9 protein-coding genes are annotated in these 15,353 nt (G+C 62.3%); 2 read left to right on the plus strand and 7 right to left on the minus strand.

The features are described 5' to 3' along the window. Positions 1-680: 680 nt before the first annotated feature. The 5 genes from mfd to H8S23_RS05935 all read right to left on the minus strand — a co-directional run bounded on the left by mfd (position 681) and on the right by H8S23_RS05935 (position 7,737). Entirely contained in the window at positions 681-4,136 is a 3,456-nt protein-coding gene (mfd, locus tag H8S23_RS05915) for a transcription-repair coupling factor (protein WP_186887409.1), read from the minus strand. Between the two features lie 48 nt (positions 4,137-4,184). Next, complete coding sequence (locus H8S23_RS05920; RefSeq protein WP_186887410.1) at positions 4,185-5,087, minus strand: VIT1/CCC1 transporter family protein; 903 nt, start codon at positions 5,085-5,087, stop codon at positions 4,185-4,187. 71 nt (positions 5,088-5,158) lie between these two features. Continuing rightward, a complete protein-coding gene (gene pth, locus H8S23_RS05925; protein ID WP_186887411.1) occupies positions 5,159-5,749 on the minus strand; it encodes an aminoacyl-tRNA hydrolase in 591 nt (196 codons plus the stop codon). A gap of 189 nt (positions 5,750-5,938) precedes the next feature. Continuing rightward, positions 5,939-6,898, minus strand: coding sequence for a ribose-phosphate diphosphokinase (locus H8S23_RS05930; protein WP_186887412.1), 960 nt, complete (start codon positions 6,896-6,898; stop codon positions 5,939-5,941). 77 nt (positions 6,899-6,975) lie between these two features. Beyond that, entirely contained in the window at positions 6,976-7,737 is a 762-nt protein-coding gene (locus H8S23_RS05935; protein WP_186887413.1) for a DapH/DapD/GlmU-related protein, read from the minus strand. Positions 7,738-8,110: 373 nt separating this feature from the next. Between H8S23_RS05935 and ppdK the strand changes: the two genes are divergently transcribed. After that, positions 8,111-10,771 carry a pyruvate, phosphate dikinase gene (ppdK, locus tag H8S23_RS05940; RefSeq protein WP_186887414.1) on the plus strand — a complete coding sequence of 887 codons (2,661 nt, stop codon included), beginning with the start codon at positions 8,111-8,113 and terminating at the stop codon, positions 10,769-10,771. Positions 10,772-11,504: 733 nt separating this feature from the next. On the opposite strand, the gene H8S23_RS05945 is transcribed toward ppdK, so the two are convergent. Beyond that, complete coding sequence (locus H8S23_RS05945) at positions 11,505-11,900, minus strand: desulfoferrodoxin family protein (RefSeq protein ID WP_186887415.1); 396 nt, start codon at positions 11,898-11,900, stop codon at positions 11,505-11,507. 606 nt (positions 11,901-12,506) lie between these two features. On the opposite strand from H8S23_RS05945, the gene H8S23_RS05950 reads away from it, so the two are divergent. Next, entirely contained in the window at positions 12,507-12,779 is a 273-nt protein-coding gene (locus tag H8S23_RS05950; protein ID WP_186887416.1) for a hypothetical protein, read from the plus strand. Between the two features lie 275 nt (positions 12,780-13,054). Here the strand turns inward: H8S23_RS05950 and H8S23_RS05955 are convergent, their stop codons facing one another. Beyond that, positions 13,055-15,265, minus strand: a complete 2,211-nt coding sequence (locus tag H8S23_RS05955; RefSeq protein WP_186887417.1) for an EAL domain-containing protein — start codon at positions 15,263-15,265, stop codon at positions 13,055-13,057. Between the last annotated feature and the right edge of the window lie 88 nt (positions 15,266-15,353).

A 15,353-nucleotide genomic window follows, 5' to 3' on the forward strand; every position in this document is an offset into this window, starting at 1 on the left:
TCATGTTATCACCTGTCAAGTCATATTCCGTCGGGCATACTTTTTCTCTGGGACGAGCCGATTTCCCGTTTTTTCATTCTATTCTTCCGCCGGTTGTCTGTCAAATAAGGACCGTATGCTGCCCATATCTTTGCACCGAGCAGTATTTTTAGTTCGGTCCTGCTCCGGTGGCCTGCGGCGCGCGCCCTGCCGGCAGGACGCGCACCCGGGCCTGGGCCGCCCAGCCCGCCGTATTGCCGAAATGCGCGGCCGGGGGGCGTAGGCAGGGGCCGCGCCCAGCAGGGCGGCGGCCAACAGTATGCGCGGCGGCCGGGACAACGGCAAACGCTTTCAAACAAAGTTTGCCCGTGACAAACCTGCCGCACCGGCCGCTGAGCAGAGGGACCGAAAGCGATCTGCGGCGCCGACCGCCGATGCGGGCAGAGGAGACCTGATTTTTTGGGGCTTGAGACGGCCGAGAAAGCGCTGTTTTCGGTTTTTGACGCGCTTTGCCCGGTCGAAAATTTTGCGGGCAGGAGAAAAAACGCGGCGCCTGCCGGCGCCGCGTCAAAAAATTCCCGTTTCTTTTTTCAGCCCGCGCTGTCCCCAAGGGCAGCGACCTGGACGAAAGCAGTTATATATTCTGCAAAGACGTTTTAATCCACGCTGCCCAGCTCACGCATGGTGCTGACGTCCAGGTTTCAATCCTGTCCCTCCGCGCTGTCCAGCGCGTCGAAGACGCGGCGCATGACCTCCACCGGCTTTTCTCCCTGGCGCACCCGCACCGACAGGTAGGGCTTGGCGCTGCGGTTGACGGATACCCGGCCGGGCAGCGCGCGCAGCAGGGGCGCCAGGTCCCGCCGGGGCAGCACGTCGGAGTACATCAGCAGCGCGTCCTGCCGCTGGCCGATCTCGTAGATGCCCAGCTTTGCGGCCACGATGCGGATCAGCGAGATATCCACCAGGCCGCGCGCCGCGGGGGGCGGCTCGCCGTAGCGGTCGTCCAGCTCTTCCAATACGTCGTCCGCATCGCCCTGGGTCTCGATGGCGGCGATGCGCTTATAGGCCTCGATGCGTCCGGCTGCGTCCGGGATATAACTCTCGGGGATATAGGCGTCCACCGTCACGTCGATCAGGCAGTCGCTCTTGTCCGGCGGGGCGGCTTCGCCCTTGAGGGAAGCCACAGCCTGGTTCAGCAGCTTGACATACATGTCATAGCCCACCGCGTCCATATGGCCGTGCTGGCTCTGTCCCAGCAGGTTGCCTGCGCCGCGGATCTGCAGGTCGCGCATGGCGATGCGGAACCCGCTGCCGAAAGCGGTGAACTCGCGGATGGCGGACAGCCGCTTTGCCGCCACGTCGGTGAGCACCTTGGAGGGCCTGAAGGTGAAGTAGGCGTAGGCCTTGCGGCCGCTGCGTCCCACCCGGCCGCGGATCTGATAGAGCTGCGCCAGCCCCATGCGGTCGGCATCCTCGATGATCAGGGTGTTGCAGTTGCGCACGTCCACGCCGGTCTCGATGATGGTGGTGCAGACCAGCACGTCGATGGCGCCGTCCAGCAGCGCCTGCCAGACCGTGGAGAGCTGCTCCTCGGTCATCTTGCCGTGGGCGGTGGCGATGCGCGCGCCCGGCGCCATTTTTGCGACCCGCGCCGCGCAGGCCTCGATGGTCTCCACCCGATTGTACAGATAATAGACCTGGCCGCCCCGGGCAAGCTCGCGGGTGATGGCCTGTTCCAGCACGCCCTCGTCGTACTCCAGCACAAAGGTCTCCACGGGCTGGCGCTCAAAGGGCGGCTGCTCGATGGTGCTCATGTCCCGGATGCCGCTCATGGCCATATTCAGGGTGCGGGGGATGGGGGTGGCCGAGAGGGTCAGCACGTCCACGCCGGGGAAATTCTCTTTCAGCTTTTCCTTGTGCTTGACGCCGAAGCGCTGTTCCTCATCCACGATGATGAGCCCCAGGTCCTTGAAATGCACGTCTTTCTGCAGCAGGCGGTGGGTGCCGACCACAATGTCCACCGTGCCCTCCCGCAGGCCCCGCAGTGCGTCCTTGATCTGCTTGGGGGTGCGGAAGCGGGAGAGCATGGCCGCCTTGACGGGGTAAGCCTCCATGCGCTGCAGGATGGTGTTGAAGTGCTGCCAGGCCAGGATGGTGGTGGGCACCAGGATCGCCACCTGCTTGCCCCCCATGATGGCCTTGAACGCCGCGCGCAGCGCCACCTCGGTTTTGCCCACGCCCACGTCCCCGCAGAGCAGCCGGTCCATGGGCCAGGGGCGCTCCATGTCTTTTTTGATCTCAGAGGCCGAGGTCAGCTGGTCGTCGGTCTCCTCGTACTCAAAGCGGGCCTCAAAATCCCGCTGCCAGTCGCCGTCCCCGGGGAAAGCGAACCCCTTTGCCGTCTTGCGGCGGGCGTAAAGCGCCAGCAGGTCTTTCGCCATCTCCTCGGTGGCTTTTTTGACGCGGGTCTTGGTCTTGGCCCACTCGCCGCCGCCCAGCTTTGCCAGCTTTACCTTTTCGCCGTCGCCCGGCGCGGTGTAGCGGCTGATCAGGTCCAGCTGGGTGACCGGCACGAACAGGGTGTCCGCGCCCGCGTATTGGATCTTGATATAATCCTTGACGACCCCCTGCAGGTCCAGCCGCTCGATGGAGGTGTACACGCCGATGCCGTGGTTCTGATGCACCACATAGTCGCCGGGCTTGAGATCCTCCAGGCTGGAAAGGCCTTTCGCCTTTTTGCGGCGCGGTTTCTGATCCTCCACTTTCTGGCGGCGGGAGGTGATGAGGGCAAACTTGGCGAACGGGTAGTCGGTGCCCGCCGACAGATGCCCGGGCAGCACCGCCACCGCGCCCGCGGTGGGCACCGGATCGCCCTTGGCCGCCACCGCCGTCAGCCCGGCGGCGGACAGGTCCCGCGCCAGGGCGTCGGCGGCGCGCCGGGTGCCGGCCAGCACGGCGCAGAAATAACCGGCGGCCCTGTAGTTCTGCAGGTCCTCCACCAGCGATCTCACCTCGCCTCCCCAGGCGGGCAGGGCGTGGGCGGTCACACTGACCAGCTCTTTGGGCTGAAAATCCGGCAGGGTGCGGGAAAAGTTTTCGCACACCACGGCGGGGGACTTGTCCGCCCGGCGCAGCAGTTCGTCGTAGTCCTCGTAAAAATGCGCCAGCTCGGCGGTGAGCACCTGCTGTTCCAGCAGGGCTTTCAGCTCTTCCCCGGTGCGGAAAGCCAAAGCCCGCGCGGCCTCCCGCACGGCGCTGGGTTCCTCAAAAAAGAAGAGCGGGTCTTTGAAGTAATCCAGCGCGGTCACCGGCTGCGGGTAGCGCAGGGCAAGGTATTTGTCCATGTGTTCCGGCAGGGCCCCGGCGTCCAAAAGGGCCAGATCCTCGGCCATCACGCTTTCAAGCCGGGCCTTTTTCGCCCCCTTGAGGCGGTCCGCGGCGTCCCGCAGCAGGCCGGCGGCCTCCGCGGGGTCCGAGAACAGCACCTCCCTTGCGGGGGAGACGTAGACCTTTTTCAGCTGCACCTCGCGGCGCTGGGTCAGCAGATCAAAGCCGGACATGGTGTCCACCACATCCCCCCAGAACTCGACACGGGCGGGGCGGTCCATGTCGGGCGGATAGAGATCGACGATGCCGCCGCGCACGCTGAACTGTCCCGGGCCCTCCACCTTGTCCCGCCGGTGGTACCCGGCCGAGACCAGGCGGGCCACCAGCTCCTGCTGTTTGAAGGTCTGGCCCTCTTTAAGGGTCAGGGTGTTGGCCTCAAAATCGGCCCGGGGCATGGTGAGCTGCAGGGCCCCCTCCAGCGGGGCGGCCAGCAGGTTGCAGCGGCCGCCCACGATGCTGCCCAGCACCGCGATGCGCCGGTACTCAAATTCCCGGCTCTGGCCCAGGGTGGGGCGCAGGGCAAAATCGCGCGCCGGGCACACGGCGCTGCGCGCGCCGAAAAAGGCCGCGTCGGCGGCAAAGCGGGTGGCCGCGGCCTCGCCCGCGGTCAGCACCACGGCGGGGCGGCCCAGGTCCGCGGCCAGCGCGGCGGCGGTCTGGGCGCGGGCGGCGGGCGGCAGGCCGAAAAGCGCCACCGGCGAACGGCCGCCGGCCAGCGCTTCTCTCAGGCGCCGGTATTCATTTGTTTGTCGCAGGGCTTCTTCCAGCATGGCAGTATCGTTTCCTCACAGGGTGGATGGGGCGCGGCGAAAGGCGGTTCAGACGTCGATGCCAAGGCATTGCTTGACGATGAGCCCGATGATGAACGAGATCACCGCCACGCCCAGGCTGATGGAGGCCATCTCGGTAAAGCGGCGGCGGAACGCCAGCCCCTGGGCCACCGAAACGTAATAGGTGAAGCCGGCGATGATGAGCACTACCGTCAGCAGCATGATGAGCAGGGACACCAGATAGGCCCCGGCGGGCAGCAGCAGATAGGGCAGCACCAACAGGGTCACGGTGATGAGATAGGCGATGCCGGTGTACACGCAGGACTTCAAAGCGTCGGGCCGCCCCTCGCTGCGCGCGGAGAGATACTCGCTGGACGCCATCGACAGGGTGGCCGAGGCCCCGGTGATCAGGCCGGAGAGCGCGACCAGCTTGTTGTTCTGCATGGCGAAAGTGAGGCCCGCCAGGGTGCCGGTCAGCTCCACCAGCGCATCGTTGAGCCCCAGCACCATACTGCCCACATAGTGCAGGCGCTCCTCGTCCAGCATCGCCAGCAGCTCCTGCTCGTGGCGCTCCTCGTCGGCGCAAATGCGTTCCGCCTCCGGCACCTCGGCAAACAGGCGGCCATAGGTCTTTTGGGCGCTCTCCTCGCCGTTTTCCATCTTTTTCATGGCAAACGTAAATCCAAAGATGCGGGCCAGCAGCACGGTGCGGCGCACCTTGTGCAGGTCCGGCTTTGCCTCAAAGCCGGTATAGCTTTTCCAGATGGCGGCATGGCGGCGCTCTTCCTCGCCCACACGGCGCAGCACGGCCGCGTTTTCCGGCGACCTTTTTTCTATGATGTCGGCCACCCGGGTATAGATGAGGTGTTCGGTCAGCTCGCCCACCTGCATTTTTTGGAGCAGCTTCAGGGTCTGGGAAGAGAGCTTTTTGCTGATCTCAGCAGCGGACATGATGATTACCTCCCCGCAAAGAATGACGGTGCGCAGCCCGGCGCTTTTGCTTTTATAGAAAAGCGGGCCGCTCAGTGGTTGAACCGGTTCATCGCGGAGGTCAGGTCCCCGCTTACGATAAGCCCGGCTGCGGCGCAGATGTCGTCGAAGCGCGCGAAAACGGCTTTTTTATCCTCGGCGCTGAATTTGGACAGCACGAAATCGGCGAGGTCCGCCTCGCCCCCGCGCCGTTCCCCCACCCCGATGCGGATGCGGGGGAATTCCTGCGAGCCCAGCGCGGCGATGATGCTCTTGATGCCGTTGTGGCCGCCGGCCGAGCCGGAAGGGCGGATGCGCAGCCTGCCGGGCGCAAGGGCGATATCGTCGTAGAGCACCAGCACCTGTGAGGGCGGCAGCTTGTAAAATTTGGCCGCCGCGCCCACCGCGCTGCCGGACAGGTTCATAAAGGTCTGCGGCTTCATCAGCAGGACCTTGCGGCCGTTCAGCGCGGCCTGCCCGGTGAGGGCCTGAAATTTGGCGCGGGCCACGTCGCAGCCCAGTTCTCCGGCCAGATGGTCCAGCGCCAGGAAGCCCGCATTGTGATGCGAGCCCTCGTACTGGCGGCCGGGGTTGCCCAGGCCGACGATGAGAAAATCGACGGCCGAAGTTTTTTTGAAAAACATAATACCTCTCGTCAGACAAAACAGAAAAAGGAAGATGTGGCGCAGAGCGCCACACCTTGCGTGAGGGGGATCTTCGAAAAAGGGGAGGACGGGCGGCGGGCCGGACGCCCGGAGCCCTGCAGGGCGCACAAGCCGCGCCGCCTTTGCCCCGCGCGGGGCAAAGAGGATCGCGTCCCCGGGGCAGGCCGATCAGACGAACAGCGTCGAGACCGGCTTGTCCGAATAGATGCGGGCGATGGCTTCCGCCAGCACCGGCGCCACCGAAAGGGTCTTGATGCAGCTGATCTTTTTTTCCTCCGGCAGGCGGATGGTGTCCAGCAGCACGACCTCTTCCAGCACGCTGTTTTCAAGGCGTTCCAGCGCCGGGCCCGAGAGCACGGCGTGGGTCGCGCCCGCCACCACGCTGCGCGCGCCCGCCTCTTTGATGGCCTTTGCGCCGTTGCACAGGGTGCCGGCGGTGTCGATCATGTCGTCGAGGATGATGACGTCCTTGTCACGCACCTCGCCGATGATGTTCATGACCTCGGACACGTTGGCGCGGGGGCGGCGCTTGTCCACGATGGCCAGGGGCAGCCCCAGGCGCTCGGCAAAGGTGCGCGCGCGGGTGACCGAGCCCAGGTCAGGGGAGACCACGATAAAGTCCTTGTCCTTTTCTTCGGCGATCTTCTTTTCATAATACGCGGCCAGGATCGGCATGCCCAGCATATGGTCCACCGGCACATCGAAAAAGCCCTGGATCTGCGCCGCGTGCAGATCCATCGTCAGCACCCGGTCCGCGCCCGCCTTGCAGATCAGGTCCGCCACCAGTTTGGCGCTGATGGGGTCGCGGGCCTTGTTTTTGCGGTCCTGGCGCGCATAGCCGTAATAGGGGATAACGGCGGTGATGCGGCCGGCGGAGGCGCGCCGGAACGCGTCGATCATCAGCAGCAGCTCCATCAGATGGCGGTTGACCGGGCTGGAGGTGCTCTGCACCACAAAGACGTCGCTGCCGCGGACCGACTCGCCGATCGAGACGCTGATCTCGCCGTCCGAGAACATGCCGATCTCGGATTTGCCCAGCGGCAGGCCCAGACACTCGGCGATGGAAACGGCCAGGTCCTTGTTGGAGTTGCCCGCGAAGATCTTGATGTCTTTTCCGTGGATGTTCATTTCATTTCCCCCGTTTATATAATGTGAAACGTGTCCCGCCCTGTCTGCCGCCTGCGGCCCAAAGCGGTTTTTTCAAGCTACTGTCCGTCCTTCATTTCGCGGGCGGCCGCCTCCAGCCGCTGTTTTTTCTGGATATAGGCGGCCAGTTTGGGCGCCGCCCAGTCCTCTTTGTTCACCTGCCGCGCCCGGGCGATGCCCAGCGCCTGGGCGGGCACGTCCTGGGTGATGGTGCTGCCGGCCGCCGTGTAGGCGCCGTCGCCGACCCGGACCGGGGCCACCAGGTTGGTGTTGCAGCCGATAAAGCAGTAGTCGCCGATGGTGGTGCGGCTTTTGACCTCGCCGTCATAGTTGACCACCACCACGCCGCAGCCGAAATTGCAGTATTTTCCCACGTCGGCGTCGCCGATGTAGGTCAGGTGGGCCACCGCGGTCCCCTCGCCGATGGTGGCGTTTTTGATCTCGACAAAGTCGCCGATGTGCACATTTTTGCCGATGACGCTGTCCGGCCGCAGCTGCACCCACGGGCCGATGGTGGCCCCGTCGCCAATGCGGCACTGGCGGCCCTGGCTGGCGTTGAAAGTGACGTTTTCGCCCACCACTGCATCCTCCAGCAGGCTGTTTGGGCCGATGACGCTGCCCGGGCCGATCACCGTTTTGCCCCGCAGGATGGTGCCGGGCAAAATAAGAACCCCGGGTGCGATCTCCACCTCAGGGTCGATACAGACGCCGTCCTTGCTGACAAATTCCACCCCTGCGTCCAGATGGCGCTCAAACGCTGCGTCGAACGCGGCGCGCGCGGCCTCGTAGCGGCTGCGCGCGGAACCAGTTTTTTCGCTCATGGCAACTCCTCCGGTTTGGACATTTGAATCCTCATGAGACGGCGCAAAAATGTTTTTCAGCAAAAAACAGAGGGCGGGCAGCCGCCCTTTGCACCGCCCTTACATCTATCATTTTACAGGTTCCACAAGTTTTTTCAAGGGCCCCCGGTCAAACATCATGGAAAATAGATAATTTTATCAATTTCCCATAAATAAGTATGGTAAACCAAAAAAAAGTTTGTTATAATTATGGTGCGACTGGACAGGCCCTTTCCGGGCCTGTTTTGGTGTATCGCGCGGCCCCGCCGCAGACGGGGAAGCTCCCGCGCGGCGCGGTTCCGGCGGGAAGCGCGCCGGGAAGAAACCTGCAATTTTTTTACGGAGGTAGATAAATTTGAGCAAACGATTCCTGTACCTGTTCAAAGAGGGCCACGAGGCCTTCGGCGGCGACCAGACCAAGATGAAAAACATCCTGGGCGGCAAGGGCGCCGGCCTGGCTGAAATGACCAATGCGGGTATGCCTGTCCCCCAGGGCTTCACCATCACCACCGAGGCCTGCACCCAGTACTATGCCGACGGCCGTGAGATCAATGAAGAGATCCGCGCCGACATCTTCAAGTATATGGGCCTGCTGGAGGAGATCACCGGCAAAAAGTTTGGCGATATCGAGAACCCCCTGCTGGTTTCTGTGCGCTCCGGCGCGCGCATGTCCATGCCCGGCATGATGGACACCATCCTCAACCTGGGCCTGAACGACGAGTCGGTCGAGGGCCTGGCCAAAAAGACCGGCAACCCCCGTTTTGCCTATGACTGCTATCGCCGTTTCATCCAGATGTACTCCGACGTCGTCATGGAACTGGGCAAGAGCTTTTTTGAAGAGCGCATCGACGAGATGAAAGCCGCCAAGGGCATCACCAACGACGTCGACCTGACCGCCGACGACCTGAAAGAGCTGGTCGCCCAGTTCAAGGCGATCTATCTGGAAAAAGAGGGCAGCGAGTTCCCGCAGGACCCGAAAGAGCAGCTGATCGGCGCCGTCAAGGCCGTTTTCCGCAGCTGGGACAACCCCCGCGCCAACGTCTACCGCAAGATGAACGAGATCCCCTACGAGTGGGGCACCGCCGTCAACGTGCAGCAGATGGCTTTCGGCAACAGCGGCATGCGCAGCGGCACCGGCGTTGCCTTTACCCGCAACCCCGCCACCGGCGAGAAGAAGCTGATGGGCGAGTATCTGATCAACGCCCAGGGCGAGGACGTCGTCGCGGGCATCCGCACCCCGTCCCCCATCAGCAAGCTGCATGAGGAGATGCCCGAGGTCTACGACCAGTTTGTCGAGATCGCCGCCCGCCTGGAGGCCTACTACAGCGACATGCAGGACATGGAGTTCACCATTGAGGACGGCCACTTGTTCATGCTGCAGACCCGCAACGGCAAACGCACCGCGCAGGCCGCCCTGCAGATCGCCTGCGACCTGGTGGACGAGGGCGTGATCGACGAGAAGACCGCCGTGCTGCGCGTCGAGCCCAAGCAGCTCGATACCCTGCTGCACCCGCAGTTTGACGCCGCCGCCCTGAAAGCCGCCGAGGTCGTCGGCAAGGGCCTGGCCGCCAGCCCCGGCTCCGCCTGCGGCAAGGTCGTCTTTTCCGCTGAGGACGCCGCCGAGTGGCACGCCCGCGGCGAGAAGGTCGTTCTCGTCCGTCTGGAGACCAGCCCCGAGGATATCGTGGGCATGCAGGTCTCCCAGGGCATCCTCACCGTGCGCGGCGGTATGACCAGCCACGCGGCCGTCGTTGCCCGCGGCATGGGCACCTGCTGTGTCTGCGGCTGCGGCAACTCCAACGACGTGGTCATCGATTACAACGCCAAGACCTTCTCCATCAACGGCAAGGTCTTCAACGAGGGCGACTTTATCTCCATCGACGGCACCACCGGCAATATTTATGAAGGCCAGGTCGCCACTGTCGCCGCCACTGAAAACGCCAACCTGAACCGCTTTATGGGCTGGGCGGACAAATACCGTCAGCTGCAGGTCTTTGCCAATGCGGACAACCCCCACGACGCCCAGCAGGGTTCTGATTTCGGCGCCGAGGGCATCGGCCTGTGCCGCACCGAGCACATGTTCTTCGCCGAGGACCGCATCAAGGCCATGCGCGAGATGATCGTTGCCGACAACACCGCCGACCGCGAGAAAGCGCTGGAGAAGATCCTGCCCTATCAGCAGGGCGACTTCGAGGGCCTGTACGAGGTCATGGGCGAGCGCCCGGTCACCATCCGCTATCTGGACCCGCCCCTCCACGAGTTCCTGCCCACCAAAGAGGCGGATATCCAGGAGATCGCCGGGGAGCTGGGCATCACGGTGGAGAAGCTGCACAACGTCATCGAATCCCTGCATGAGTTCAACCCGATGATGGGCCACCGCGGCTGCCGCCTGGCTGTCTCTTATCCGGAGATCGCGGTCATGCAGACCCGTGCCGTCATCAACGCCGCCATCAATGTGTCCAAAAAGAAAGGCATCAAGATCGTGCCGCACATCATGATCCCGCTGGTGGGCGAGGTCAAAGAGCTCAAGTTTGTCAAGGACGTCGTGGTCAAGACCGCCGATGAGATCATCGCCGCCGCCGGTATCGACATGAAGTATGAGGTCGGCACCATGATCGAGATCCCGCGTGCCGCCCTGACCGCCGACGAGATCGCCAAAGAGGCGGAGTTCTTCAGCTTCGGCACCAACGACCTGACCCAGATGACGTTCGGCTTCAGCCGCGACGACGCCGGCAAGTTCCTCGATTACTACTATGAGAACAAGATCTACGAGCTGGATCCGTTCGCGCATCTGGACCAGAACGGCGTTGGCAAGCTGGTCGAGATGGCTGCAAAACTGGGCCGTCAGACCCGCCCCGACCTGGGCCTGGGCATCTGCGGCGAGCACGGCGGCGACCCGACGAGCGTCGAGTTCTGCCACAAGGTCGGCCTGGACTATGTGTCCTGCTCGCCTTTCCGCGTGCCCATCGCGCGTCTGGCTGCCGCACAGGCTGCCATCAAGAACCCCAGGGCGTAAGTTCCATTATCCCCAGCGCCTGAGATAGTTATAAGTGAAAAAGATCCGCATGACGATCACCGTCATGCGGGTCTTTTTATATTCAGCTTTTTCCACTTAACCCCGTTCCATGTACATCGCCGGAGATGTTTGTACCGCTGTTCTGTTCCCCGGGATGCTTGTCGATTTCAAAACCGATTCTAGATGGTAAAGTGAGCAGGCTGCGGCAGTTGAACTGACAACGGCCGCATATACGAATAGGAGAATAGTGGCTTTTTATACAACCAGATGAGAAGAAAAAACACAGTTTCTGTTGCAAAAACGGTCTTTTGCAGTGGAAGAAAAAATTTAGTTTGAATTAGTCGATGCGGGAGGGAGAGAGCCAATTTATAAGATCCTGAGTATCAAAAAGGAACTGTAAAAGACGAGCAGTACCCCGATAGGGTTTTTGAAATAAATTTTTTGCTCTTTTGCCTAACAAATTGTTTTGCTCTCCTTTAGAAAACAGGGGAAATTTAGGTCGGAAGCCTGCGGTGATGAGCTGAAAAACAATCGGAAGCGGTTTTTGTCCTCTATTTCGACCGCTGCGCGGCGATGAGAAACAAGGCAATTGAAATAAATTCTTGAAAATTATATTTAGTATAAGGGCTCGCGATCTCTGACCTTCCTTGTGTTCGGGAAAAGAGGTCGAGAGACAAAATCCCCCGTCCCACCGTTTTCACGGAGGACGGGGGATCTGCTCATTATAAAAAGTTTAAAACTCCGCTTTCCAAAAACCGTGCAGATTGCAGTAAGCATAGGCGGCCAGGGGCCGGTCGCCCGGGGCAAGGGCGAAAACGGCCGTCGGTTCCTCTCCGGGGCGCAGGTCTGCCCGCTGACAGCCCTTTTCCGTCTGCAGATAGATCCACTGGATGCTGTGCTCTTCGGACATGGGATGAAAAACGCTGCCGACCTTGACGGTGACCATGTCCCCGCTGCGCTCGATCGCCGGCAGATGCTTTTCCTGCGCCCCGTCCGAGAGGTTGGGCGTCAGTTTCTGCAGTTCGGCGCCGCCGCACGAATAACAGTTTTCGGCCTTGCTTCCCCTGATCTCTTCCACGACAACGCCGCATTCCGCACAGGCGTAAAATCGCGGTTCTTTTTCAGCCATCAAATATCCCTCCTGTTTTTTGACAGATCTCACTCTGGGAGGCCGGGATGGGAAAAGGGCCTGCACCCGCAGGGCCCAGGCGGCTGCCGCCCGGCGCCGCAGGGGCGGGACGGCGGGCCTTTTGCGGATCGCCCTCTTTTTGTCCCCCTTGCCGGTCTCTCTTTGCAGTGTGCCCTCAAAAACGGACGCCATTCCCGGTCCGCCCAAAACTTCCCGCGGGGCCGGCAGTAACACGTCTTGGGGCGGGGCGGGGTCCTGCTTCAAAAGCGCAGAGGGGGAAGAAAACGCGCCGCGCAGCCGCGGAAAGCGGGGCGGTGCAGGGGAAAGGACGGCATAAAAAGCAGAGGGAAAGAATGAGATAAATATGAATTATTCGTGCAAGATGAAAGTTAGGGAACAAAAGCAATTGACTGTTTTGCCAGAAAAAATCCCGGATAAAATTTAAAAATAGGGATTAAATACAAAAATATTGCTGTAAATAGAATATTATTTTGCTTATTGAAGAGATGAAGAAAAAGTAACAGATTCATGTAAGAATGTTGCAACCGTTTTTACACACTTCTCACACAGGCGGCCGGTATAGTGGGTGACACGAGGTGATAACAAATGAAAAAAATTATGACGATCGCTCTTGCTCTTACTCTGGCGCTGGGCCTGGTGGCCTGCGGCAGCGATAGCTCTTCTTCCGCTCCGGCTTCTTCCGAGCCCGTGTCCTCCTCTTCCGTCTCCGCTCCCAGCAGCGTTGCGGACTCCAGCGAGCCGGCTTCCAGCGAAGCGGACTCAAAGGACGCGGGTTCCTCTGAGGTCGGTTCTTCTGAGGCGAGCTCTTCCGAGGCCGGCTCCAGCAGCGCGGCTTCTTCCAGCCAGGCCGAAGAATAAGCCTGCGGCAGCTGCCGCTTGAAAAGGCCGCCCTTCTCCCCGATCCAGCCGAAATGGGCTTGGGGGAGAGGGGCGGCCTTTTTGTTTTTCGCGTCCGTCCCCGCGCGAACGCCGCCTGGGCGGGCGCGGGAAAACCGGGAGCTGGGGAAAAATGAAAAAACAGGAAAAAATTTGTTGCCAGCCCAAACGGGAAAAGCGCCTCCGACGCTGTCCTGAACCCTGCGGGCGGCACGCCCTGCTGTTGCAGAGCGTTTTTCCCTTTTCTGCCGCGCAGTTCAGCGCAGCAGCGCTGCAAACGCCGCGGGGGCCAGCGGGCGGGAGAAATAATACCCCTGGATCAGGTCGCAGCCGGCGGTTTCCAGAAAATCCAGCTGATTTTTCTGCTCCACCCCTTCCGCCACGACCGTCATGGAGAGGGAATGGGCGAGCCCGATCACGGTGCGGATGATGCTCTCGCCCCGCGGGGAGCCGATGTCGTCGACAAAGCTTTTGTCCAATTTGATCACGTCCACGGGGACATTTTTGAGCAGCTTGAGGGAGGAATAGCCGGTGCCGAAATCATCCATGAGCAGCCGGAATCCCGCTTCCCGCAGACGGCCCACCACCTGATGCAGCAGAGCCACGTTGTCGAAAAGGGCGGTCTCGGTGAGTTCCAGCTGGATGAGGTCAGGGGGCAGGGAATAGCGTTTCAGGATCTCCTCATAGGTGCGCACAAAGTCAGCGCTGTGCAGGTGCAGAGGGGACAGATTGACCGACACGGGCGGCGGGGCCAGCCCCCCGTCCAGCCAGCCGCGCAGCAGCCTGCAGACGGATTCGAAAACGAACGCATCCAGCCGCAGCACAAAGCCGTTGCGCTCAAACAGCGGGATAAAATCGGCGGGCGGGATCACGCCGCCGTCGGGCCCGCGCCAGCGCACCAGGGCCTCGGCCCCGGCCAGGCGCTCTCCGCAGGCGCTGTACTCGGGCTGCAGCATCACAAAGAAATCGCCGTCCCGCAGCGAGGCTTCCATCTGATCTTCCATCTCCCGCTCGCGGTTGCGGCGGCGGCGCAGGGCCTCGTCATAAAAAGCCCAGGGCCCGGGCTGCCCGTTTTTGATCGCCTTGCGCGCCAGCTGGGCGCGGTCGAGCAGCTCCTCCACTTCCAGCGCGGGGTCCTCGATCTCGTACACGCCGATGGCCGGGGTGAGCTCATAACGGCGCTCGGAACGTCCGCTGTGCAGCGCGGCGCAGAAACTTTTCAGCTGGCCGGCCAGCGCCTGCGGGTCCGCGCAGGGAAGCAGCAGCTCAAAGCGGTCGGCGGAGCGGCGGGCAAAAAGGCCCCGGCTGCCCGCGCAGACGGAAAGGCAGTCCCAGATATGGCGCAGGGCGCGGTCTCCCTCCTCATGACCGAAGATGTCGTTGATGTATTTGAAGTATTGGATGTCCAGGTCCCAGACCATCCAGCGGGTCGATCCGGCCGTGTCCAGGGCGCGCCGCGCCTCGGCGCAGAACCGTTCATGGGACCAGCCGCCGGTGACGGGGTCGACGTAGACCAGCTCTTCCAGCCGGCGCCGGTTCTGGCGCTGCATGCGCAGCAGCAGCGTCAGCAGGGCGGCGAAGACCAGCGTGATGACCAGGCAGAGCAGGTAGGCGGAGTGGAGGATGGAGGCGCGCTGCCTGCCCAGCACGGCGGTGGGCGCCAGCGTGAAAAGATACCAGCCGTTGCACTCCACCGGCTCATAATAGAGATATTTTTCTACCCCGCCGCTCTGCAGGGCCAGATAGCCCGAACGCCCCTCTTCTACGGCCGTTTTCAGCTCCGCCGCCGCCCGCGCCCCGTCCGGCGAGGCGGCAAGCGCGTCGAAAAAGTTGTCAAAACCGCCGGTCAGGTCGCTGCTGCCCGAGTCCATGATGGGAGCGCCGTCCGCCTCTACAAGGTAGCAGGTCCCCTGACCGTCGAACAGATCCAGCCGGACCATGGGCAGATAGCGGGAGGTATCTGCGGTGGCGAACAGCACCCCGAGCACCTCGCCGCCGCGGCGGAGAGGGACGCTGTAAACGGTGATGCGCCCACCCCCTGCCTGATCGAAAAGCCCCACGGAGACCCGGCTTTCCCCCAGTAGGCCGGCTTCGAAATAGGGCCGCGCGGTCAGATCCATCTGCGCGCCGTCGGTGGTAAAGGTCTGCCCGCCGGCGGTGATGATGCCCATGCGCTTGAGGCCGTGGTTTTTCGCCACGGGGTCCAGCTCTTCCGCCGCGCGGCGGGGGTCCCATTCCTCCCACTGCCCCAGCACGCTGGCCAGATCTTCCAGCGTGCCGGTCATGTTCTCCACCTCGCCGCGCAGTAAAACGGCGCTCTGATTCGAGACCTCGGCCAGGGTGCCGATGATCTCGTCCTCAAGACGGGCCGAGAGCGTGCGGGAGTACCAGATCAGCATCGCGCAGACCGCGGCTGCCGCCAGGATCACCAGGACGGCCAGGTGCAGCAGCTTCTTTTTCTGTTTCACATTTGGGCCCCCTTTTTGCGGAGCGGCCCCGCCCCACGGCCCGGGGCGGGAAAGTTCGTCTTTATTATAACAGAAAAGCGCTGCAAAG

The organism is Anaerofilum hominis, from assembly GCF_014287275.1.
GTDB classification, from domain to species: domain Bacteria; phylum Bacillota; class Clostridia; order Oscillospirales; family Ruminococcaceae; genus Pygmaiobacter; species Pygmaiobacter hominis.